This is a genomic window from Pseudomonas sp. H3_D04, assembly GCF_054669175.1.
Window position 1 is genome coordinate 4,619,025 of record NZ_CP162801.1, and the last position, 22,205, is coordinate 4,641,229.

General features: G+C 60.8%; 20 protein-coding genes. 8 read left to right on the forward strand and 12 right to left on the reverse strand.

From position 1 onward, the window contains the following. Positions 1 to 80: 80 nt before the first annotated feature. The 4 genes from AB4N91_RS21435 to AB4N91_RS21450 form a co-directional block, all read right to left on the reverse strand. Positions 81 to 548 carry a preQ0 transporter gene (locus AB4N91_RS21435; RefSeq protein WP_010463021.1) on the reverse strand — a complete coding sequence of 156 codons (468 nt, stop codon included), beginning with the start codon at positions 546 to 548 and terminating at the stop codon, positions 81 to 83. A 226-nt stretch (positions 549 to 774) separates the two neighbouring features. Further along, a complete protein-coding gene (locus tag AB4N91_RS21440) occupies positions 775 to 990 on the reverse strand; it encodes a DUF1289 domain-containing protein (protein ID WP_010463023.1) in 216 nt (71 codons plus the stop codon). After that, positions 987 to 1,511, reverse strand: coding sequence for a gamma carbonic anhydrase family protein (locus AB4N91_RS21445; protein WP_007944857.1), 525 nt, complete (start codon positions 1,509 to 1,511; stop codon positions 987 to 989). The genes AB4N91_RS21440 and AB4N91_RS21445 overlap by 4 nt, the downstream gene beginning before the upstream one ends. Positions 1,512 to 1,565: 54 nt before the next feature. Beyond that, complete coding sequence (locus tag AB4N91_RS21450; protein ID WP_010463027.1) at positions 1,566 to 2,165, reverse strand: CoA pyrophosphatase; 600 nt, start codon at positions 2,163 to 2,165, stop codon at positions 1,566 to 1,568. A 218-nt stretch (positions 2,166 to 2,383) separates the two neighbouring features. Here AB4N91_RS21450 and AB4N91_RS21455 point away from each other — a divergent pair, with 218 nt between their 5' ends. The 7 genes from AB4N91_RS21455 to nagE all read left to right on the forward strand — a co-directional run bounded on the left by AB4N91_RS21455 (position 2,384) and on the right by nagE (position 11,136). Beyond that, positions 2,384 to 2,935, forward strand: coding sequence for an NUDIX hydrolase (locus tag AB4N91_RS21455; protein WP_010463029.1), 552 nt, complete (start codon positions 2,384 to 2,386; stop codon positions 2,933 to 2,935). A gap of 64 nt (positions 2,936 to 2,999) precedes the next feature. After that, entirely contained in the window at positions 3,000 to 3,503 is a 504-nt protein-coding gene (locus AB4N91_RS21460) for a L,D-transpeptidase family protein (RefSeq protein WP_083374948.1), read from the forward strand. A 446-nt stretch (positions 3,504 to 3,949) separates the two neighbouring features. Then, complete coding sequence (locus tag AB4N91_RS21465; protein ID WP_010463034.1) at positions 3,950 to 4,681, forward strand: GntR family transcriptional regulator; 732 nt, start codon at positions 3,950 to 3,952, stop codon at positions 4,679 to 4,681. A gap of 31 nt (positions 4,682 to 4,712) precedes the next feature. Then, positions 4,713 to 5,819, forward strand: a complete 1,107-nt coding sequence (gene nagA / locus AB4N91_RS21470) for an N-acetylglucosamine-6-phosphate deacetylase (protein WP_460111762.1) — start codon at positions 4,713 to 4,715, stop codon at positions 5,817 to 5,819. Continuing rightward, positions 5,812 to 6,822 (forward strand): SIS domain-containing protein, encoded by a 1,011-nt coding sequence (locus tag AB4N91_RS21475; protein ID WP_010463037.1) that lies wholly within the window; start codon positions 5,812 to 5,814, stop codon positions 6,820 to 6,822. The genes nagA and AB4N91_RS21475 overlap by 8 nt, the downstream gene beginning before the upstream one ends. A 35-nt stretch (positions 6,823 to 6,857) precedes the next feature. Then, positions 6,858 to 9,374: a phosphoenolpyruvate--protein phosphotransferase gene (gene ptsP / locus AB4N91_RS21480; protein WP_460111763.1), complete on the forward strand. Its 2,517-nt coding sequence runs from the start codon at positions 6,858 to 6,860 to the stop codon at positions 9,372 to 9,374. Between the two features lie 46 nt (positions 9,375 to 9,420). Further along, positions 9,421 to 11,136, forward strand: a complete 1,716-nt coding sequence (nagE, locus tag AB4N91_RS21485) for an N-acetylglucosamine-specific PTS transporter subunit IIBC (RefSeq protein WP_460111764.1) — start codon at positions 9,421 to 9,423, stop codon at positions 11,134 to 11,136. 133 nt (positions 11,137 to 11,269) lie between these two features. On the opposite strand, the gene AB4N91_RS21490 is transcribed toward nagE, so the two are convergent. The 3 genes from AB4N91_RS21490 to purL all read right to left on the reverse strand — a co-directional run bounded on the left by AB4N91_RS21490 (position 11,270) and on the right by purL (position 16,068). Beyond that, the gene (locus AB4N91_RS21490; RefSeq protein WP_200667772.1) at positions 11,270 to 11,554 is read right to left on the reverse strand and encodes a hypothetical protein; all 285 of its coding nucleotides are present in this window, start codon (positions 11,552 to 11,554) and stop codon (positions 11,270 to 11,272) included. Positions 11,555 to 11,854: 300 nt separating this feature from the next. After that, a complete protein-coding gene (locus AB4N91_RS21495; protein WP_102595436.1) occupies positions 11,855 to 12,166 on the reverse strand; it encodes a YqfO family protein in 312 nt (103 codons plus the stop codon). Between the two features lie 5 nt (positions 12,167 to 12,171). After that, the gene (gene purL, locus AB4N91_RS21500; RefSeq protein WP_077748283.1) at positions 12,172 to 16,068 is read right to left on the reverse strand and encodes a phosphoribosylformylglycinamidine synthase; all 3,897 of its coding nucleotides are present in this window, start codon (positions 16,066 to 16,068) and stop codon (positions 12,172 to 12,174) included. Positions 16,069 to 16,342: 274 nt separating this feature from the next. Here purL and mltF point away from each other — a divergent pair, with 274 nt between their 5' ends. Continuing rightward, positions 16,343 to 17,803, forward strand: a complete 1,461-nt coding sequence (gene mltF / locus AB4N91_RS21505; protein ID WP_010463047.1) for a membrane-bound lytic murein transglycosylase MltF — start codon at positions 16,343 to 16,345, stop codon at positions 17,801 to 17,803. 129 nt (positions 17,804 to 17,932) lie between these two features. Here mltF and pdxJ read toward each other — a convergent pair whose 3' ends face one another. The 5 genes from pdxJ to lepB form a co-directional block, all read right to left on the reverse strand. Further along, entirely contained in the window at positions 17,933 to 18,679 is a 747-nt protein-coding gene (gene pdxJ / locus AB4N91_RS21510; RefSeq protein ID WP_010463049.1) for a pyridoxine 5'-phosphate synthase, read from the reverse strand. A gap of 47 nt (positions 18,680 to 18,726) precedes the next feature. Then, positions 18,727 to 19,410 carry a DNA repair protein RecO gene (recO, locus tag AB4N91_RS21515; RefSeq protein WP_010463052.1) on the reverse strand — a complete coding sequence of 228 codons (684 nt, stop codon included), beginning with the start codon at positions 19,408 to 19,410 and terminating at the stop codon, positions 18,727 to 18,729. A gap of 166 nt (positions 19,411 to 19,576) precedes the next feature. Further along, positions 19,577 to 20,479, reverse strand: a complete 903-nt coding sequence (gene era / locus AB4N91_RS21520) for a GTPase Era (protein ID WP_010463054.1) — start codon at positions 20,477 to 20,479, stop codon at positions 19,577 to 19,579. Then, the gene (gene rnc, locus AB4N91_RS21525; RefSeq protein ID WP_010463056.1) at positions 20,472 to 21,161 is read right to left on the reverse strand and encodes a ribonuclease III; all 690 of its coding nucleotides are present in this window, start codon (positions 21,159 to 21,161) and stop codon (positions 20,472 to 20,474) included. The genes era and rnc overlap by 8 nt, the downstream gene beginning before the upstream one ends. Before the next feature lie 184 nt (positions 21,162 to 21,345). After that, entirely contained in the window at positions 21,346 to 22,200 is an 855-nt protein-coding gene (lepB, locus tag AB4N91_RS21530) for a signal peptidase I (RefSeq protein ID WP_010463058.1), read from the reverse strand. Between the last annotated feature and the right edge of the window lie 5 nt (positions 22,201 to 22,205).

Genomic DNA, 22,205 nt, shown 5'->3' on the forward strand with positions numbered 1-22,205 from the left:
GATCATCGAGGGTCGCGGCGCCTGGCGCGCTTCCCATGGGGAGAAAGCGCGGCATTTTACATGAACCGCAAGGTTTGGCTTCAGCTGGCAACAGCCTGTTTGCGCAAGCGCCAGGCCATGATCAGCCACACGACCGTCACGCCGGCGAACTTCGAGCCCATGGCGGTAAGGATTACGGCCGGGGTGAAAGCATCGATCATGCCGAAGAAGATGAAGGTGTCGAGGGGAATGCTCAGGGCCGAACTTATCCACAGGCGATCGTGCAACGGACGCTTGGTGATGCTGAACACCAGCCAGTCGATGCATTCGGACACCGCGAAGGCCGTGGCGCTGGCCAGCGCGATGGACGGATCGGAGGTGACATAGGACAGGACCAACGCTGCGAGCATCGCCGCGATCGCGCCGTGGCCGAAGCGGGTTTGCACCATGTCGCGCAGGACAAACACCAACCCGCCCCAGGCCGACCAGATGATGTCCAGGTGCGGGGCGGTGGAGAAGGCGTAGTTGATCAGCACGACGCTGCTGATATAGGCGATCAGGAAGAACATGAGGTGGCGGGATACCTGTCAATTTGGCGCACAGATTACCATCTCGGCTTTACAAATAACCTGTGGCGAGGGCGCTTGCTCCCGCTGGGTCGCGCAGCGGCCCTGAAGTCAGGGGGCGCGGTGTGTCAGGTTGAATGTGTTTGTCAGCTATGTGGCTGCTTCGCAGCCCGGCGGGAGCAAGCGCCCTCGCCAAAAAAACCTCATCAGCCACAAAAGCTCACAAGGCTCAGGAATCGGATCTGGAAGGCAACATCCAGATCAACCCGCTCGACTTGGCCCGCTCATGGCACAGCCCCAAAACCCTGCGGCGTTCTTCGTTGTCCATGCGACTCCAGCGCGTGATTTCTTCGACCGTGCGCTGACACCCGGTGCAAATATCATCTTCGTCCAACGCGCAGATGTTCACGCATGGCGAGAGGACCGGTCGTTCGGTGGCGTTCATTCTTCCTGCTCGACCAGATCACGGGCGTAACGCTGCGAATTGTGCACATAGTGCGCGGCGCTGGCCTCCAGCATTTTCTTTTGCTGCTCGGTCAGTTCACGCACTACTTTGCCGGGCGAGCCCATGACCAGCGAACCGTCGGGAATCTCTTTGCCCTCGCCGATCAGCGAGTTGGCGCCGATGATGCAGTTCTTGCCGATTTTCGCGCCGTTGAGAATCACTGCATTAATACCGATCAGGCTGTAATCGCCCACGGTGCAGCCGTGAAGCATCGCGTTGTGGCCAATGGTCACGCCGGTGCCGATGGTCAGCGGGTAGCCCATGTCCGTGTGCATCACCGTGCCGTCCTGGACGTTGCTGTTCTTGCCAATCAGGATCAATTCGTTGTCGCCACGCAACACGGCGTTGAACCAGACGTTGGCGCCCTCTTCCAGTTTGACCTTGCCCACCAGCACGGCATTGGGTGCAACCCAGCTCTGCGGATGGGTTTCGACGCGGGCATCGCCCAGGCGATATTTCATCTTGTTGTCCTCAAGGCTCAGGCAGCCGCGGTTCACGCCATACGAACGATGGCTTCAAGTATTGATAAAGCTTTTGGGCGGGTGGTGCAGGCTGATGTCGGCGTCATAGAGCAGGTTGATCAACTCGACAATCATGATTGCCGTCAGGCCCCAGATTTTATACTCGCCGTAACGATAACTCGGCACGTACCAACTGCGCCCCTGGTAATCGATGCGGTGGGTGTGTTCCCTTGGGTCCTCACGGAAAAACTCCAGAGGCACACTGAACACGGCGGCGATCTCGGCATCGTTGGCCAGGTACTCGACAAAACCCGGAATCACTCCGACATACGGCGTGACCTTGATGCCATGCAGGGAGATCAACGGGCTCAGCGGGCCGATCACCTCGACCAGCCCCGGTGGCAAGCCGATTTCTTCTTCAGCCTCCCGTAGCGCGGTGAAAATAAGATCCGGGTCTTCGGGGTCGCGCCGCCCACCCGGGAAGGCGACTTCACCGCCATGGGTCGAGAGCCCGCTGGCGCGCAGGGTCAGAACCAGCTCCGGTTCGTCACTACGGGTGATGGGTACCAATACCGCGGCTTCGGGGAAACGTTTGTCGGTTTCCATTGTGCGTGGGGTGTGGTTGCTTACTCGATGCAGTAGCTCGTCCAGCATGAGTCTTCTCGATCTGTTGGCCGTAGGGTCTGTTGACGTTTGCTGACGAACCGCGTTGCGCGCCAACGCAGTTCGTCAGCAAACGTCAACAGACCCTATGCATCATGCACCAATCGAACCGGCCGCCCAACCCCATAACCACTGCATGTCGCTAAACGACAACTTGCCGACAGACACCGCCGCACGCCAAGATAGGCGCAGCATTCAGGAACCCCAGCATGAAATTTTGCAGTCAGTGCGGTAACCCGGTCACCCAACGCATTCCCGAAGGCGACTCGCGCCTGCGTTTTGTCTGTGACAGCTGTCAAGCGATTCACTATCAGAACCCCAATATCGTCGCCGGCTGCGTGGCGACCTGGGGCTCGAAAGTGTTGCTGTGCCGACGCGCCATCGAGCCTCGGCTCGGTTACTGGACCCTGCCCGCCGGTTTCATGGAAAACGGTGAAACCATCGAGCAGGCGGCCATTCGCGAGACCGCCGAGGAAGCCTGTGCGCGGGTGCGCAACCTGAGCATCTATACGTTGATCGACGTGCCGCACATCAGTCAGGTGCATGTGTTCTTTCGCGCGGAGCTGGTGGACCCGGATTTTTCTGCCGGCCCCGAAAGCCTGGAAGTGCAGCTTTTCGACGAAGCCGACATCCCGTGGTCCGAGTTGGCTTTCCGCACGGTGGGTCGTACCTTAGAATGCTTCTTCGCTGACCGGCGGACCGAGGTCTACCCCGTGCGGTCCGAGTCGATCCCGCCGCTTGCTCAGCCTGCCATCACCTAAAGCTCCTGGCTCCAGAATCACCTATAACTAAATAGTCGCGACACCTTTCAGGGATATCGTTTCAATGCGCTGGTTGCTTGCCGTGGTTTGCTTGTCGTTCGTCACTCTGTCACAGGCTTCCGTTGCGGAAACCCTGAACGGCAAAGTCATCGAAAAAGTTTTGGTGCTCAAATCCGCCCACCAATTGCAATTGATCAATGACGGCAAGCCGCTCAAGACCTATCGCATTTCCCTGGGCAGAAATCCGAAAGGCCAAAAACTGATGGAAGGCGATAGACGCACGCCTGAAGGTTTTTACTGGCTGGACTGGCGCAAGGTCAGCGATAAATTCAATCTGTCGATGCACATCTCCTACCCCAACATCAGCGACGCTGCCCGCGCCCGGCGTGAAGGCGTCGATCCGGGTAGCATGATCATGATCCATGGCACACCAGATACCGAAGAAAACCCGGAAGACCTGTTCCACACCCTGGACTGGACCGACGGCTGCATTGCCATGCGCAACATGGACATGCGTGAGGTCTGGGGCCTGGTGCCGGATGGCACGATGATCGAGATTCGGCCGTAACCCCCTTTACCTGTGGCGAGGGAGCTTGCTCCCGCTGGGCTGCGAAGCGGCCCCAAAAAATGACCTGACACCGCATTCGCTGATTTCAGGACTGCTTCGCAGCCCAACGGGAGCAAGCTCCCTCGCCACAAAAGCACCGAGTCCTTCTTCTTAGCGCTACCTTCGGTCGCTCCTCGAAAAATAAATTCAAAAGATCGCAGCCTGCAGTAATGACTGCCGGGAAGATACCAATCTCCCCGGCAAGCGTTACCCCAGGCTGCGATCTTTGCGCTCAAAACCCCCACCTCTAATACCACTTGATACCAAACCCCATTTCCCGCACTCAACAGGGCCGCCTTTCCCACGCCAACGGCAAAGTACTGGCATTGACATGGTATTCAAGTGGTATTAATTTTCGGCCATTCGCGGAACACAACACTCCAACATCCGCATCGGACATCCCTGACATGAATGACCTCCAGGCCCTACGCCCTGACGACACCCAGCCCACGCCCCTCTACCTGCAACTGGCGCGCAATCTGGAAGCGGCGATCCATGCCGGGCAGTGGAAAGCCGAGCAGGCCATGCCTTCGGAGCGCAACCTCAGCGAGCTGCTGGGCATCTCCCGCGTCACTGCCCGCAAGGCACTGGAAGTCTTGTTCGAACAGGGTCTGATCCGCCGCAACCAAGGCTCCGGCACGTTCATCACGCCGCGCCTGGAACAACCGCTGTCGCGCCTCTCGGGTTTCAGCGAGATGCTGCGCCTCAAGGGCTTCGTTCCCGGCTCGCAATGGCTGGAACGCGAGATCACCCCGCCGACCCACGAAGAACTGATCCGCCTCGGCCTCTCGCCCAACGACAAGGTCGCGCGGCTCAAACGTCTGCGCAAAGCCGACGACACGGTGATGGCGATCGAGATGAGCACCCTGCCCGCCTCGATCATTCCCAAGCCGCAAGCGGTGGGCGATTCGCTCTACGAATACCTCGACGGCATCGGCAAACCGATCGTCCGCGCCTTGCAGCACATCCAGGCGATCAACGCCTCGGACGAATTCGCCGCCCTCGTCGGCATCGCCCCCGGCACCGCCATGCTGCTGATGACCCGGGTCGGCTACCTGGAAGACAACACGCCAATCGAAGTCACCGACACCTACTGCCGCAACGACTACTACGACTTTGTTGCAGAGCTTCGTCGCTAACCCGCTTCGCCGCTAAAACCGAGAACCGATCATGTCCGAAGACAACATCCTCACCGCCCACGGCTGGGTTCGCGGCCGGCTGATTCACGAACACGGCAAGGTCGTGTCCATCGAAGGCGTGCCGTGCGATCCGGCTGACAACGACTTGCCCTATCTGCTGCCCGGCTTCATCGACCTGCACGTCCATGGCGGCGGCGGCAAGGACATCATGGAAGGCGCAACCGCCTTCGAAACCATCAGCAAGACCCACGTGCGTTTCGGCACCACGTCGCTGCTGGCGACCACTATGACAGCGCCGCCGGAGGAGATTTCCAGCGTGCTCAAAGCCGTCGGCGAGTTCTGCGAGCAGCGGCCGAAAGGCTGTGCCCGGGTGCTCGGCGTGCACCTGGAAGGCCCGTACATCAACCCTGGCAAACTCGGCGCCCAGCCGAACTTTGCCCACACCGCGCTGATGGCCGAAGTCGAGGACTACCTCACGCTGGCACCGATCCGCGTGATCACCATCGCCCCGGAAATCGCCGGCCACGATGCCTTGATCCGCACCCTCAGTGCGCGCGGTATCCGCATGCAGATCGGCCACACCCTCGGCAGTTATGAGGAAGGCGTCGCCGCGCTGGCGGCCGGCGCCAGCAGTTTCACTCACCTCTACAACGCCATGAGCCCTTTGCATCACCGCGAACCGGGCATCGTCGGCGCGGCGCTGGCCCACGCCAAATACGCGGAGCTGATCCCGGATTTGCTGCACGTGCACCCCGGCGCCATGCGCGTGGCCCTGCGCGCGATCCCGTGCCTGTATTGCGTCACCGATTCCACCGCCGCCGCCGGCATGCCGGACGGCGAATACAAGCTCGGCAGCCACACGGTCACCAAATGCCTGGGCGGCGTGCGCTTGCCCGACGGCACCCTGGCCGGCAGCACACTGACCATGGATCAGGCCCTGCGCAACCTGGTGAAAATCGGTCTGCCGATCGCCGAGGCGTCGCAACGTCTTTCGCAATTCCCCGCCGATTACCTCGGCCTCGAAGAACGCGGCCGCCTGCAACCCGGCAGCTGGGCCGACTGCGTGCGGCTGGATCGCTCACTCACACTCACCGCCGTCATGGTCGAAGGAGAAGACATTGACTTCAAAAATGCTTGAAGAGGCGCTGTCCTCGTTCGAGGCCGTGCAAGCCCAACTGCAGCAACTCGACCCGCAGATGATCGAGATCGCCGGGCGCCTGCGCCGTCAGCCGCCGCAAGTCGTGATGACCGTCGCTCGCGGCAGTTCAGACCATGCCGCCAGTTACTTCGCCTACCTGACCATGCAGCAACTGGGCTACCCGGTGGCGTCGCTGCCGATGTCGGTGGTGACCATGCTGCAAGCACCATTGAAGGTCAGCGGCCAAGTGGCGTTCGCGTTCTCGCAGTCGGGGCAAAGTCCGGATCTGGTGAACAGCCTGCGCCTGTTACGCAAACGCGGGGCCCTGAGCATTGCCCTGGTCAACGCCGAAAGCTCGCCGCTGGAAGCCGCGTGCGAATTCAGCCTGCCGCTGTGCGCGGGAACAGAAAGCAGCGTTGCCGCCACCAAGAGTTTCATCGCCACCCTCAGCGCCAGCGCCCGTCTGATCGCCCACTGGAAAGAAGACGTGGAATTGCTCGAAGCCGGCAACGCCTTGCCGGAAGGTCTGCGCGAGGCGGCGCAACAGGATTGGAGCCTGGCCATCGACGCCCTGCGCGATTGCCAACGCTTGATGGTAATCGGCCGCGGTGCCGGTTTTGCCATCGCTCAGGAAGCAGCCCTCAAGTTCAAGGAAACCTCGGCGATCCAGGCCGAAGCCTTCAGCAGCGCCGAAGTGCGTCACGGCCCGATGGCATTGATCGACGAGAACTATCCCTTGCTGATCTTCGCTCCACGGGGTGCCGAGCAGGCCGGTTTGCTGAGCCTTGCTGCCGACATGCGCCAGCGCGGCGCTCGCGTTCTGCTGGCGGCACCAGATGACATTGCCGAACGTGACCTCACGCTGACCCGCGCCGAACACCCGGCCCTGGACCCGATTCTGGCGATCCAGAGTTTCTACGTCATGGCCGCCGGTTTGGCCGTGGCCCGTGGCATGGACCCGGACCAGCCGCGGCATTTGAGCAAAGTGACGCGCACGCACTAAGTCCGCCCCGAACGATATCCTGATGAGACCGAGCCATGCATAACAACAATAAAGAGCTGACCCTCAGCGCCCCGCTCAGCGGTCCGGTGCTCACGCTCGCCAAAGTCCCGGACCCGGTGTTCGCCAGCGGCGCGATGGGCGACGGTATCGCGATCGATCCACTGAACGACACCCTTCACGCCCCCTGCGCCGGCGTCGTGGTGCACGTAGCCCGTAGCGGTCACGCCGTCACCTTGCGTGCCGACAACGGTGCCGAATTGCTCCTGCACCTAGGCCTCGACACCGTCGAGTTGCAGGGCGAAGGCTTCTCTATGCTGGTCAAGGAAGGCGCCCGCGTCAGCAATGGCCAACCGTTGCTGCGCTATGACCTGGACAAGGTCGCGCAGCAGTGCAAAAGCCTGGTCAGCCTGATGATCCTGACCAACAGCCAGGAGTTTCAGGCGCGGCCCATCACGCTGAAATCGGTCAAAGTCGGCGACCCGCTGCTGCACATCATTCGCCGGGCGGCGCCGGGCGCCCAGGCAGAGGCGGACCTTTCGGCTGAAGCGCATTTCGGCCACGTGCGCATCGCTCATCGTGGCGGTCTGCATGCTCGCCCTGCTGCGCTGATTCGTCAGACCGCACAAGGGTTCAAGAGCAAATCGCAGCTGCATTTCGCTGGCAAATCGGCGACCTGTGACAGCTTGATCGGGCTCATGAGCCTGGCCGTCGGCGAGCAGGATGAGGTTCAGGTCAGCTGCCAGGGCCCGGACGCCGAGGCGGCATTGCAAGCGTTGCTGATCGCCTTGTCCACGGCGTTGGCCGAAGACAGCCATGCCGCTGCGCCTGCGCCGATCACCCGACGCACTCGGACTGCCGAAGCGGGTGTGCTGCACGGCGTTTGCGCCGCGCCCGGCCTGGTCGCTGGCCCCTTGTTTCGCTTGAATACCATCAGCCTGCCGGTGGATGCCGGCCACCACGCTCCCGAGTCACAGCTGCACGCCCTCGATACCGCATTGACCGTCGTGCGCGGCGAAATCGAGCACACCCTGGCCCAGGCCAGGAAACACAAAAACACTGACGAAGAAGCGATTTTCACCGCGCACCTCGCCTTGCTCGAAGACCCGGCGCTGCTGGACGCGGCCAACGCCTGCATCGCTCAAGGCATGGCCGCGACGCACGCCTGGAGCCAATCGATCGACGTGCAGTGCGACGTCCTTCAACAACTCGGCAGCGCGTTGCTGGCCGAACGCGCCAACGATCTGCGCGATCTCAAGCAACGGGTGCTGCGCGCCTTGCTCGGCGAAGCCTGGCACTACGACGTGCCGGTCGGCGCCATCGTCGCCGCCCATGAGCTGACGCCGTCGGACTTGCTGCAACTGAGCGAGCAAGGGGTCGCCGGGTTGTGCATGGCCGAGGGTGGCGCGACGTCCCACGTCGCGATTCTGGCGCGGGGTAAAGGTTTGCCGTGCCTGGTGGCGCTGGGTTCGGCGCTGCTGGATCAGGCGCAAGGCCAGGCGGTGGTGCTGGATGCCGACGGTGGTCGGCTCGAATGGGCGCCGACGGCCGAACGCCTGGCCGACGTGCATCAGGCGCAACGCGATCATCAGCAACGCCGTGCGCTTCAACAATCTCAGGCGCACACCCCGGCACTGACACGCGATGGCGTGCACATCGAAATCGCCGCCAATGTCGCGTCCAGCGCAGAAGCGGCCGATGCGCTGGCCAACGGCGCCGATGGCGTCGGTCTGCTGCGCACCGAGTTTCTGTTTGTCGACCGCAACACCGCGCCGGACGAACAGGAGCAACGCCTCGCCTATCAAGCCGTGCTCGACGCCATGGGTGACAAGTCGGTGATCATCCGCACCATCGACGTTGGCGGCGACAAGCAACTCGACTACCTGCCATTGCCGGTCGAAGCCAATCCGGTGCTCGGCTTGCGCGGCATTCGTCTGGCTCAGGTGCGGCCGGAATTGCTCGATCAGCAACTGCGCGCACTGTTGCACGTCAGCCCGCTGTTGCGCTGCCGGATCCTGTTGCCGATGGTGACCGAGGTCGATGAGTTGCTGCACATCCGCCAGCGCCTCGATGCGTTGTGCCTGGAACTCGGGGTAAATGAACGCCCGGAGCTGGGGGTGATGATCGAAGTCCCGGCCGCTGCGCTGCTGGCCGAGCAGCTTGCAGAGCATGCGGACTTCCTGTCCATCGGCACCAACGATTTGTCGCAGTACACCCTGGCGATGGACCGCGACCACGCCGGCCTCGCCTCGCGCGTCGACGCCATGCACCCGGCCCTGCTGCGGCTGATCGCCCAGACCTGCGCCGGCGCGGCGGTGCATAACCGTTGGGTCGGCGTCTGCGGCGCACTCGCGTCCGATCCGCTGGCCACGCCGGTCCTGATCGGCCTGGGCGTCAGCGAGCTGTCGGTCAGCCCGGTGCAGATCGGTGAAATCAAGGATCGCGTGCGCCACCTCGACGCCGCGCAATGCCGAAGCGTCAGCCACGACCTGCTCAAGCTGAGCAGCGCCGGGGCGGTGCGTCACGCCTGTCACCAGCAATGGCCTCTGAGCTGAACAACTACAACACCTCTCAAACAAAAAGAGCACAGGGAGAACCGCCATGTACCAATATTTCATCGAGGGCCTGCAACGTCTCGGCCGCGCGTTGATGCTGCCGATCGCGATCCTGCCGATTGCCGGCCTGTTGCTGCGTCTGGGCGACACCGACCTGCTGAACATCGCCATCATCCATGACGCCGGCCAGGTGATCTTCGCCAACCTGGCGATGATCTTCGCCATCGGCATCGCGGTCGGTTTCGCCAAGGACAACAACGGCACCGCAGGTCTCGCCGGGGTGATTGGTTACCTGGTGATGATCTCCACGCTCAAGGTCCTCGATGCGAGCATCAACATGGGCATGCTCGCCGGGATCGTCAGCGGCTTGATGGCCGGCGCGCTGTACAACCGCTTCAAGGACATCAAGCTGCCGGAGTACCTGGCGTTCTTCGGCGGACGGCGCTTCGTGCCGATTGTCACCGGCTTCGCCGCCGTCGGTCTGGGCGTGATTTTCGGTTTGATCTGGCCGCCGATCCAGCACGGCATCAACGGTTTCGGCGCACTGATGATGGAGAGCGGCAGCATCGGTGCCTTCGTCTTCGGCGTGTTCAACCGGTTGCTGATCGTCACTGGCCTGCACCACATCCTCAACAACATGGCGTGGTTCGTCTTCGGCAACTTCACCGACCCGACCACGGGCGCCATGGTCACAGGCGACCTGTCGCGCTACTTCGCCGGTGATCCGAAGGGCGGCCAATTCATGACCGGCATGTTCCCGGTGATGATCTTCGGCCTGCCCGCCGCCTGCCTGGCGATGTACCGCAACGCCCTGCCGGAACGCCGCAAAGTCATGGGCGGGATCTTCCTGTCGATGGCGCTGACTTCCTTCCTGACCGGCGTCACCGAACCCATCGAATTTGCGTTCATGTTCCTCGCACCGTTTCTGTTTTTGCTCCATGCGCTGCTGACGGGGTTGTCGATGGCGATCACCAATGCGCTGAACATCCACCTGGGTTTCACCTTCTCGGGCGGCTTCATCGACATGGTGCTCGGATGGGGGAAATCCACCAACGGCTGGTTAGTGGTGCCGGTAGGCTTGGCGTATGCGGTGGTGTATTACGGGGTGTTTGATTTCTGCATTCGCCGCTTCAACCTCAAGACGCCAGGGCGTGAAGAGGTGCCGACGGGTGACAAGATTGTGGTCACCGAGAATGAACGAGCCGGGGCATACATCAAGGCACTGGGTGGGGCGCAGAATCTGATTACCGTGGGCGCGTGTACGACGCGGTTGCGGCTGGACATGGTGGATCGCAACAAGGCCAACGATGCCGAGTTGAAAGCACTGGGGGCGATGGCGGTCGTGCGTCCTGGCAAGGGCGGTAGCCTGCAAGTGGTGGTTGGGCCGATGGCGGACAGCATTGCCGATGAAATTCGTCTGGCGATGCCGGCGCTGGGTCGTGCGCTGGTGTCCTCTCCTCCCGCGGTGATCGATGCACCGAAACCTGCGGCGGTGGCAAATGCAGAAGCGCAGCAATGGCTGGATGCCTTGGGCGGTGGGGACAACGTGCTGCAGATGGATTGCGTGGCCATGACCCGGATTCGACTGCACCTGGCGGATGGCAAAGCGTTGTCAGAGAGTGATTTGAAGGCGCTGGGTTGTCAGGGAGTCAGTCAGCTGGAAGGCGGCATCTGGCACCTGCTGATTGGCGACAAGGCGCCGAGTTTAAGTGGAGCGCTGGAGGTGTTGGTTAATCGTAGTGAGGTGAGTGCCAAGGTTTAATGCCACAGGTTCACTCGTCATCGCTACCGATCCCGAGCTGCCTGGTCATAGTTTAAAAAAGTGGAAAATAAAACACCGCTGACCTGTCAGGTCTGCGGTGTTTTGTTCAGGCAGCAGACAGCTTCTAGCCTTTTCAATCAGAGACCACGGTGAAAGAGAGCTTCTGCTCCTCATTTAAGTGGTCGAATTTGGTAGTGACTGTATGAGCTCCTGCTTTAAAAGGAATTAAGGCTGTGCCAAAACTATTATCCGGCCCGGCTTCTGAAGAAAACCTTCGTTGGCCATTATCGAACACGCTTACTTGACTAAAGGGCTTTGTTTGACCACTAAACTTAACGTCCCCCTCTTTGATTTGGGCTCCTTCAACAATCTCTTTCCCTTTGGAATCACGTATTAAAATTGAATTTTCGACAGCCATGGCAATAGTCCTTTAAGAATTGATTTATGGAAGCCCATCAAATCGTGGTGCGCCATTTTCGACAACTGTCAGAACTAACAGGTATGTACGATTATCTGACCGGAGGTATAAAGCTCCCACTGGACACCAAAAACCAGCGGACTGCCAAAGGTGTCGCCCGGCCTTTTCATTTTGCGCCGCTACTATTGCTCGAGAGCTCAAAGACTCGATTCGCCAGCAGGAGCAATTTAAGCGCCGGCATCTAGCGAATGAAAAAAAACCCGTTGGAAAACCAACGGGTTTTTTACAGCAAAAGGAAGATCAAAAATCCTCCAACCGCCACACTTCATAAGCCGGTGTCTCATAGGGGTGGCTGAGTTTCAGCGCAGCCACCACGGCCACGATCAACTCATCCGCCACCACCAGCTCAACCTTCCATTCCTCAACCTGCTCGACCTGCCCCGCTTCCCCGATAAACGGCTGACTGCCGTCCAAAGGCCGAAACTGGCCTAATCCAAGCACCTGCCACGCGCAATGATCATAAGCCCCGATCCGCCCACCACCGGCAGCGAATACAGCACTCTTGACCAACTCGACATGGCTGGCCGGAACAAAAAAACTGAGCTTGTACACAGCCCTTAGTTCACCCAGACACGCGCATTACGGAACATACGCATCCAAGGAGCGTCTTCGTTCCAGTCTTCCGAACGCCACGAGTTCTGCACAGCGCGGAACACGCGTTCCGGGTGTGGCATCATGATCGTTACGCGACCGTCGCGGCTGGTCAAACCGGTGATCCCGCGCGGCGAGCCGTTCGGGTTGGCCGGGTAGTTTTCGGTGACCTTGCCGTGGTTGTCGACGAAACGCATCGCCACGCAACCCGACAGATCGGCTTCCAGCAACGCTTCTTCGCTGGCGAACTCGGCATGACCTTCACCGTGAGCGATGGCGATCGGCATGCGCGAACCGGCCATGCCTTGCAGGAAGATCGAGTTCGACTCCTGGACCTGAACCATCGCCACACGCGCTTCGAACTGCTCGGAGCGGTTGCGCACGAAGTGCGGCCAGAACTCGCTGCCCGGGATCAGCTCGTGCAGGTTGGACATCATCTGGCAACCGTTGCACACGCCGAGGGTGAAGCTGTCGTTGCGTTCGAAGAAGCCCTGGAACGCATCGCGAGCACGGCTGTTGAACAGCGCGGACTTGGCCCAGCCTTCACCGGCACCCAATACGTCGCCGTAGGAGAAACCGCCGCAAGCCACCAGACCCTTGAACTCGTTCAGGTCGACACGGCCGGCCAGAATGTCGCTCATGTGCACGTCGATCGCGTTGAAACCGGCGCGGTCGAACGCGGCCGCCATTTCCACCTGACCGTTGACGCCCTGCTCACGCAGCACGGCAACCTGTGGGCGGATGCCTTTCTTGATGTAAGGCGCGGCGACGTCCTGGTTGACGTCGTAGCTCAGCTTGACGCTCAGGCCCGGGTTGTCTTCTTCCAGCAGCACGTCGAACTCTTGCTCGGCGCAGTCGGCGTTATCACGCAGACGCTGGATCTGGTAGCTGGTTTCAGCCCACTGACGTTGCAGCAAACGACGCTGACCTTCGAACACGGTTTCGCCGTTGAAGGTGATGTTGATCTGGCCGTTGTTCATCGGCTGACCGATCACCGACACGCACTCGCCCAGACCGGCAGCGCTGAACTGCGCGAGGATGTCCGGCGTGGCGTCCTGGCGAACCTGGATCACGGCGCCCAGTTCTTCGTTGAACAGGATCGCGGCGATGTCGGCGGAGGTTTCAGCCAGACCGTCGAGGTTCAGGCTCAGGCCACAGTGACCGGCGAACGCCATTTCCACGGTGCTGGTCAGCAGACCACCGTCGGAACGGTCGTGGTAGGCCAGCAGGTGACCGTCGGCATTGAGGCCTTGGATCACGGCGAAGAAAGCTTTCAGGTCTTCGGCATCATCGACGTCCGGCGCTTGCGAACCGAGCTTGCCGTGAACCTGGGCCAGGATCGAGGCGCCCATGCGGTTCTGGCCACGGCCCAGGTCGATCAGGATCAGGTCGGTGGTGCCCTTGTCCATGCGCAGTTCCGGGGTCAGGGTCTGACGGATGTCAGCCACTGGCGCGAAACCGGTCACGATCAGGGACATCGGCGAGGTCACGGTCTTGTCAACGCCTTCGTCGTTCCAGCGCGTGGCCATGGACATGGAGTCCTTGCCCACCGGAATGGTAATGCCCAGGTCCGGGCACAACTCCATGCCGACCGCTTTCACGGTGTCGTACAGACGCGCGTCTTCACCCGGGTGACCGGCAGCGGACATCCAGTTCGCCGACAGTTTGATGTCGGAGATCTTGTTGATGCGCGAAGCGGCAATGTTGGTCAGGGTTTCGCCGATGGCCATGCGGCCCGACGCCGGAGCGTCCAGCAGTGCCAGCGGAGTACGCTCGCCCATGGCCATGGCTTCACCGGTGTAGACGTCGAAGCTGGTGGCGGTGACGGCAACGTCAGCCACCGGAACCTGCCACGGGCCAACCATTTGGTCACGGGCCACTAGGCCGGTGATGGTGCGGTCGCCGATGGTGATCAGGAAGCTTTTGCTCGCCACGGCCGGGTGATGCAGCACGCGCTCGACGCAGTCGGCAATGTCGAGGGTCGACGGATCGAAATCGTCGCCCAGTTCGTTTTCACGAACGGCCGAACGGTGCATGCGCGGGGCTTTGCCCAGCAGCACTTCCAGCGGCATGTCCACCGGGCTGTTGCCGAAGTGACTGTCGGTGACTGTCAGTTGCGGCTCAGCAGTGGCTTCGCCAACCACGGCGAACGGGCAACGCTCACGTTCGCAGATCGCCTGGAAGCGTTCGAAGTCGGCCGGGCCGACCGCCAGAACGTAGCGTTCCTGGGATTCGTTACTCCAGATTTCGTGCGGGGCCATGCCCGGCTCGTCGTTTGGAATGTTGCGCAGTTCGAAGCGGCCACCACGGTCGCCATCGTTGACCAGTTCCGGGAAGGCGTTGGACAGACCACCCGCGCCGACGTCGTGGATAAAGCTGATCGGGTTTTTGTCGCCCAGTTGCCAGCAACGGTCGATGACTTCCTGGCAGCGACGTTCCATCTCAGGGTTTTCGCGCTGTACGGAAGCGAAGTCCAGGTCTGCCGAGCTGGTGCCGGTGGCCATGGAGGAAGCGGCGCCGCCGCCCAGGCCGATGAGCATTGCCGGGCCGCCGAGGACGATCAGCTTGGAGCCAACGGTGATCTCGCCTTTCTGTACGTGTTCGGCACGGATGTTACCCATACCGCCGGCCAGCATGATCGGCTTGTGGTAACCGCGAACTTCGTCGCCACGCGGGGTGGTGATCGACTGTTCGAAGGTACGGAAGTAACCGGTCAGGGCTGGACGGCCGAATTCGTTGTTGAACGCGGCGCCACCCAGTGGGCCTTCGATCATGATGTCCAGCGCAGTAACGATGCGCTCAGGCTTGCCATACGGCACTTCCCACGGCTGTTCGAAGCCCGGGATCTGCAAGTTGGAGACGGTGAAACCGGTCAGGCCGGCCTTTGGCTTGGCGCCACGACCGGTAGCACCTTCGTCGCGAATCTCGCCGCCACTGCCGGTGGACGCGCCCGGGAACGGGGCAATCGCGGTCGGGTGGTTGTGGGTTTCGACTTTCATCAAGATGTGCACCGGTTCCTGCACCGCACCGTACTGGCGGGTTTCAGGGTCCGGGAAGAAACGGCCGGCGACGTTACCGACGATCACCGAAGCGTTGTCCTTATAAGCCGACAGAACGCCTTCGCTGTGCATCACGTAGGTATTCTTGATCATGCCGAACAGGCTTTTTTCCTGGCTCTGACCGTCGATGTCCCAACTGGCGTTGAAGATCTTGTGACGGCAGTGCTCGGAGTTCGCCTGGGCGAACATCATCAGTTCGATGTCGTGAGGATTGCGCTTCAAGCCGACGAAGGCGTTGACCAGGTAGTCGATCTCGTCTTCGGCGAGGGCCAGGCCCAGCTCGGTGTTGGCTTTTTCCAGCGCGGCGCGGCCGCCACCCAGCACGTCAATCGCGGTCAGCGGTTTCGGCTCGGCGTGGCTGAACAGGCCGGCGGCTTGTTCGAGGTTGCCCAACACGATTTGAGTCATGCGGTCGTGCAGACCGTCCGCAATCAGTTGCGCGTCGGCGTCACTGAACTGACCGGCCACGTAAAACGCGATGCCGCGTTCCAGACGCTGGATCTTGCTCAGGCCGCAGTTGCGAGCGATGTCGCTGGCCTTGCTGGACCACGGCGAGATGGTGCCGAAACGTGGCAACACCAGGAACAGACGACCGGTCGGCTCTTGTACCGGAACACTTGGGCCGTACTTCAGAAGGCGCGCGAGCACCTGCTGTTCGTCGCCGGTCAGGACGCCGGTGACTTCGGCGAAGTGAGCGAATTCAGCATACAAGCCGCTGACAGCCGGGACCTTCTGGCTCAGTTGCTCAAGGAGTTTGCTGTGGCGAAAGGCAGAAAGGGCAGGAGCGCCGCGCAGGATCAACATCTTCGGGACAGCCTCGGGAAGGGGTGTGCTTTGAGGCCGTGCATTCTAGCCTAAACCGCCCGCGACATCACCCGAAACGGTGCGCGCGGGTGCACCCGAACGTCGGGCCGGGCATTTGGATCTTAAACAGCGGTTCGCCGAGGGTTATTTTTTATGTCACAAATTACCGTTCGGGCCCATTCCTGCGGGCTCCAAGCGGGTTTTACGCTGTCTAGCAGACAAGCCCTTCGCTGTCGAGATATGGCGCTCGTGGTCCTTTGCGTATACTGCGCAGATGTTTTCCCCAACGGCTTTGCGTCCGCGGTTCGCCAAATGGCTGATCGCAACCGGACTCTTCCTGATGCTCAGTGGCTGTGTTGATAAACCCAACACGCTGGAGCGCGTAAAGGAGGATGGTGTGCTGCGGGTGGTTACCCGAAACAGCCCCGCCACCTACTTTCAGGATCGCAACGGTGAAACCGGCTTCGAATACGAGCTGGTGAAGCGCTTCGCCGACGATCTGGGGGTGGAACTCAAGATAGAGACCGCCGACAACCTCGACGACCTGTTCAATCAGGTGGGCAAACCTAACGGCCCGGTGCTGGCTGCTGCCGGTCTGGTCAGCAGCGAGAAACGCAAACAGCAGGTGCGGTTTTCCCACTCCTATCTCGAAGTCACCCCACAGGTCATCTACCGCAACGGCCAATCGCGGCCGACCGATGCTGGCGATCTGGTCGGCAAGAAGATCATGGTGCTCAAGGGCAGCACCCACGCCGAGCAATTGGCGGAGCTGAAAAAGAAATACCCCGGCATTGAATACGAAGAGTCCGACGCCGTTGAAGTCGTCGACTTGCTGCGGATGGTCGATGAAGATCAGATCGACCTGACCCTGGTCGATTCAAACGAAGTCGCGATGAACCAGGTCTACTTCCCCAACGTGCGAGTAGCCTTCGACCTCGGTGACTCCAGTAACCAGAGCTGGGCGGTGGCCGCTGGCGACGACAACAGCTTGCTCAACGAGATCAATGCCTACCTCGACAAGGTGAAGAAAAACGGCACCTTGCAACGCCTGAAGGACCGCTATTACGGGCACGTCGACGTACTGGGTTACGTGGGCGCCACCACCTTCGCACAACACTTGCAGCAACGCCTGCCCAAGTACGAGCAACACTTCAAGGCCTACGCCAAGAAAGAGAAAGTCGACTGGCGCCTGTTGGCGGCCGTCGGTTATCAGGAGTCGTTATGGCAAGCCGCGGTCACGTCCAAGACCGGCGTTCGCGGGCTGATGATGCTGACCCAGAACACCGCGCAGGCCATGGGCGTATCCAATCGCCTCGACCCCAAGCAAAGCATCATGGGCGGCGCCAAATACCTGGCCTACATGAAGGATCAGCTGGACGAATCGATCCAGGAGCCGGATCGCACCTGGTTTGCACTGGCGGCCTATAACGTCGGCAGCGGCCATCTGGATGACGCGCGCAAACTGGCGGCGAAAGAAGGCCTGAACCCGGACAAGTGGCTGGACGTGAAGAAGATCCTGCCGCGCCTGTCAGAGAAGAAGTGGTACAGCAAGACGCGTTATGGCTACGCCCGGGGCGGCGAGCCGGTGCACTTCGTGGCGAACATCCGTCGTTACTACGACATCCTGACGTGGGTCACGCAGCCACAGCTTGAAGGCAATCAGGTGGCTGAAGGCAACCTGCATGTGCCAGGGGTCGACAAGACCAAGCCGAATCAGGAAACCCCGCAGCTTTAAATCTGGGTTGCTTTTGAGGACGCCTTCGCGGGCAAGCCTCGCTCCTACAGGGCCGGTGTCGTATGCAAAGTTGCGGCACAACACGGACCTGTAGGAGCGAGGCTTGCCCGCGAAGGCAGCACCTCGGTCTCAGCCCTTCAAGGCCGCAGCCAAGATCATTGCTTTCATCTCGGACACCGCCGACTTGAACCCGACAAACAACGCATGCGCCACCAGCGCATGGCCGATGTTCAGTTCGTTGATGCCCTTGATCGCGGCCACCGCTTCAACGTTGTGATAATGCAGGCCGTGGCCGGCATTGACGATCAGCCCCTGAGCCAGGCCAAACGCTACGCCATCCGCCACACGCTTCAGCTCTTGCGCCACGTCGGTCGGTGTCTCGGCGTCGGCATAACGACCGGTGTGCAACTCGATAGCCGGCGCACCCACACGACGGGACGCTTCGATCTGCCGCTCGTCTGCATCGATGAACAGCGACACCTCACAGCCAATCTTCGACAGGCGATCCACCGCCGCCTTGATCCGCGCCTCTTGCCCTGCCACGTCCAAGCCACCTTCGGTGGTCAGTTCCTGACGGGTTTCCGGGACCAGGCAAATGTGCGCCGGGCGGATGCGCTCAGCGAACACCATCATTTCTTCGGTGACGCCCATTTCGAAATTCATGCGGGTTTGCAGTACATCCTTTAGCAACAGCACGTCGCGTTCCTGGATGTGTCGACGGTCTTCGCGCAGGTGCACGGTGATGCCGTCAGCCCCCGCCTCTTCCGCGTCCAGCGCTGCCTTGACCGGATCCGGGTAACGAGTGCCCCGGGCCTGACGCAGAGTGGCAACGTGGTCGATGTTCACGCCAAGAAGAATGCGATTGCTGGTGGTCACGGAAGCGCTCCTGAATTTAAAGATTCGGCGCACAGCATACGGGGAGACTACGGCTTGCGAAACAGCTCGCGACTGACCAGCGGACGACCGCCCAAGTGAACAGCCAATGCCTGACGCATCAGACGCTTGGCGGCGGACAGCGCACCGGGTGCGGTCCAGTCAGCCTCAGCCATGGCCAACAGCTCGGTGCCGTTGAACAGACCGGGTTGCAGCAGATAGACCTGCTCCAGGCCAGCATCCACTTGCAAACGATACAGACCGTCCGGAGCAATGGGCTCGCCGTGGATGTCGGTGGTCAGGGCAAAACCGTAACCGAGATCGTCGAGCAGGCGCCACTCGAAGGATCGCAGCAACGGCTCCAGCGGTCGGCCTTCGGCCAGCGCCAGCAACGTCGCAGCGTAGTGATCAAACACGCCTGGGTGCGGGTCTTCGGCGGGCAGCAAGCGGATCAGCAGTTCGTTGAGGTAGAGGCCGCTGAACAGCGCCTCGCCGTTGAGCCAGGTTGAAACACCGGCGGCTTCCATTCGCCCAACGTTCTTCAGCTCACCCCGCCCGCGGAACTCCACTTCCAGCGGCACGAAGGGCCGCGCCAATGTCCCGGCCTTGCCCCGCGCGCTGCGCAACACCGCCCGAAGCCGACCTTGCGGCGTGAGGAAGTCCACCAACGCACTGCTTTCGCGGTAGGCGCGGGAGTGGAGGACGTAGGCGGGTTGGCCAATGGGCTGGGACATGGAGTTCTCAATGATGAAACGCGATCTTATAAACAACCAGAAACCAATGTGGGAGCGAGCCTGCTCGCGATTGCGGTCTGTCAGTCAACAGTGATGTTGAATTTCAGGTCCTCATCGCGAGCAGGCTCGCTCCCACAGGGGTTCTTCGGTGTATCTGGATCCGGTGTTACAGGTCGCCGTAGCCCAGCGAACGCAATGCGCGCTCGTCGTCGGACCAGCCGCCTTTCACTTTCACCCACAGGTTAAGCATGATCTTGGAGTCGAACAGCAATTCCATATCCTTGCGCGCCTCGGTGCCGATGCGTTTGATGCGCTCGCCCTTGTCGCCAATGATGATTTTCTTCTGGCCGTCACGCTCGACAAGGATCAAGGCATGGATGTGCAGGGTTTTGCCCTGCTGCTTGAACTCTTCGATTTCGACGGTGATCTGGTACGGCAGCTCGGCGCCCATCTGGCGCATGATTTTCTCGCGCACCAGTTCTGCGGCGAGGAAACGGCTGCTGCGGTCGGTGATCTGGTCTTCCGGGAAGAAGTGATCGTTTTCCGGCAGGTAACCGGCAATCACCCGCTCCAGCGCTTCAAGGTTGTGCCCGTGCTGGGCCGAGATCGGCATGATCTGCGCGTTCGGCAGCTGCTCCTGCAACCAGCTCAGGTGCGGCATCAGTTCGGCTTTGTCTTCGATGCGATCGGTCTTGTTCAGCGCCACGATCAGCGGGCCGGTCACGTACTGGACGCGCTCGAGGACCATCTGGTCTTCGTCGGTCCACTTGGTGCGATCCACCACGAAGATCACCACGTCGACGTCTTTCAACGCCGCCGAGGCGGTCTTGTTCATGTAGCGGTTCAGGGCCTTTTCGCCGCCCTTGTGCATGCCCGGGGTGTCGACGTAGACAGCCTGGATGGCGCCTTCGGTCTTGATGCCCAGCATGTTATGGCGGGTGGTTTGCGGCTTGCGCGAGGTGATCGCCAGTTTCTGACCCAGGATGTGGTTCAGCAGCGTGGACTTGCCCACGTTGGGACGGCCGACGATGGCAACATAGCCACAGCGAGTTGCAGTTGAATCAGTCATTGCCATTCTCCACACCCAGGGCAATCAGTGCTGCGGCGGCCGCTACCTGTTCGGCAATACGACGACTCACACCCTGACCTCGGCTTTTTTCATTCAGTAAGGTGATTTCACATTCGACGAAGAACGTCCGGCAATGCGGCTCACCCTGGATATCCACCACTTCGTAACGCGGCAGCTCGCACCCACGCGATTGCAGGAATTCCTGCAGGCGGGTTTTTGGATCTTTGTTGGTGTCGACCAGCGTCAGGCCTTCGAACTCACCGGCCAGCCAGGCCAGCACGCGTTCGCGCGCCATGTCCATGCCAGCGTCCAGGTAGATCGCACCGATCAACGCTTCGAGGGCATCGGCCAGAATCGACTCGCGACGGAACCCGCCGCTTTTCAACTCACCGGAGCCCAGGCGCAGGTATTCGCCCAGATCGAAACCGCGGGCCAGTACGGCCAGCGTCTCACCTTTCACCAGACGTGCGCGCAAACGCGACAACTGGCCTTCACGGGCCAGCGGGAAGCGATCGAACAGCGCCTCGCCAGCGACGAAGTTGAGGATGGCATCACCGAGGAATTCCAGGCGTTCGTTGTTGCGCCCGGCAAAACTGCGGTGAGTCAGGGCCAGGACCATCAGCTCCTGATCCTTGAAGGTGTAGCCGAGCTGACGCTCTAGACGGCTTAAGGAGACGCTCACGGTTTACCCACGCTGAGTTCGTGGCTGGATTCCACCGCCATGGCCGTGATACGACGCAGGCTTGGGACAATTAACGCTGTGTTCAAAAATTACATCCTGAATATCGTTGTTTTCATGCCTCTGGCGCCGATTGTGCCGACTCCAGAAATGCATTCGGCGCTGTGTTCAACAGCGCCGTGTGTGATTACTTGATCAGGCCAACCCGCGAGAAATTCGGCAGGTGACTGAGTTTGGGTTCCGGCCAGCTCATCCAGACTGCGAAGGCCTTTCCGACGATATTCTTGTCGGGAACCATGCCCAGCAGATCCTTGGGAATGCTCGGATCGTCCCAGTAGCGACTGTCGTTGGAGTTGTCGCGGTTGTCGCCCATCATGAAGTAATGCCCGGCCGGCACGGTCCATGAACGGTCCGGCGATGCGCGATAGCGGCTCATCTCCTTGCGAATCAGGTGCTCGGCGACACCGAGTTTTTCCTTGTAGAGCTCGGCACTGCCCAACGTGCCCGGCTCGGAGCCGACCAGTTGTTCGGCAATCGATTCACCGTTGACGAACAGACGCTTGTCGGCGGTGTAGCGAATCTGGTCGCCCGGCAGGCCCACCACACGCTTGATGTAGTTGACGTTCGGATCGCTCGGGTAGCGGAACACCATCACATCGCCGCGCTGCGGATCACCGACTTCGATGACTTTCTTGTCGATCACCGGCAAGCGGATCCCGTAAGAAAACTTGTTCACCAGAATGAAGTCGCCGACGTCCAGGGTCGGTTTCATCGAGCCGGAAGGAATCTGGAACGGCTCCACCAGGAACGAACGCAGCACCAGCACGATGAACAACACCGGGAAGAACGACTTGCCGTATTCGACCAGCAGCGGCTCTTTGTTCAGTTTCTCGACGACCACCATGTCAGCCTGGCTGACACTCCCCTGATAGGAGTTGATGGCAGCCCGGCGCCGAGGCGCCAGGAACAGCAGATCGAGCAACGCCAACAGGCCGCAGACGAACACGGCGATGACCAGCAACAGCGGGAAATTTAGTGACATAGGAC

Bases quoted from the DNA above. Each gene is read 5' to 3' on its own strand.
- lepB (WP_010463058.1), bottom strand. From the start codon at position 22,200: ATGTCACTAAATTTCCCGCTGTTGCTGGTCATCGCCGTGTTCGTCTGC.
- AB4N91_RS21440 (WP_010463023.1), bottom strand. From the start codon at position 990: ATGAACGCCACCGAACGACCGGTCCTCTCGCCATGCGTGAACATCTGC.
- ptsP (WP_460111763.1), top strand. From the start codon at position 6,858: ATGCATAACAACAATAAAGAGCTGACCCTCAGCGCCCCGCTCAGCGGT.
- AB4N91_RS21455 (WP_010463029.1), top strand. From the start codon at position 2,384: ATGAAATTTTGCAGTCAGTGCGGTAACCCGGTCACCCAACGCATTCCC.
- AB4N91_RS21445 (WP_007944857.1), bottom strand. From the start codon at position 1,511: ATGAAATATCGCCTGGGCGATGCCCGCGTCGAAACCCATCCGCAGAGC.
- nagA (WP_460111762.1), top strand. From the start codon at position 4,713: ATGTCCGAAGACAACATCCTCACCGCCCACGGCTGGGTTCGCGGCCGG.
- purL (WP_077748283.1), bottom strand. From the start codon at position 16,068: ATGTTGATCCTGCGCGGCGCTCCTGCCCTTTCTGCCTTTCGCCACAGC.
- mltF (WP_010463047.1), top strand. From the start codon at position 16,343: ATGTTTTCCCCAACGGCTTTGCGTCCGCGGTTCGCCAAATGGCTGATC.
- AB4N91_RS21475 (WP_010463037.1), top strand. From the start codon at position 5,812: ATGCTTGAAGAGGCGCTGTCCTCGTTCGAGGCCGTGCAAGCCCAACTG.
- AB4N91_RS21465 (WP_010463034.1), top strand. From the start codon at position 3,950: ATGAATGACCTCCAGGCCCTACGCCCTGACGACACCCAGCCCACGCCC.
- nagE (WP_460111764.1), top strand. From the start codon at position 9,421: ATGTACCAATATTTCATCGAGGGCCTGCAACGTCTCGGCCGCGCGTTG.
- recO (WP_010463052.1), bottom strand. From the start codon at position 19,410: ATGTCCCAGCCCATTGGCCAACCCGCCTACGTCCTCCACTCCCGCGCC.
- AB4N91_RS21450 (WP_010463027.1), bottom strand. From the start codon at position 2,165: ATGCTGGACGAGCTACTGCATCGAGTAAGCAACCACACCCCACGCACA.
- AB4N91_RS21435 (WP_010463021.1), bottom strand. From the start codon at position 548: ATGTTCTTCCTGATCGCCTATATCAGCAGCGTCGTGCTGATCAACTAC.
- AB4N91_RS21460 (WP_083374948.1), top strand. From the start codon at position 3,000: ATGCGCTGGTTGCTTGCCGTGGTTTGCTTGTCGTTCGTCACTCTGTCA.
- AB4N91_RS21490 (WP_200667772.1), bottom strand. From the start codon at position 11,554: ATGGCTGTCGAAAATTCAATTTTAATACGTGATTCCAAAGGGAAAGAG.
- era (WP_010463054.1), bottom strand. From the start codon at position 20,479: ATGACTGATTCAACTGCAACTCGCTGTGGCTATGTTGCCATCGTCGGC.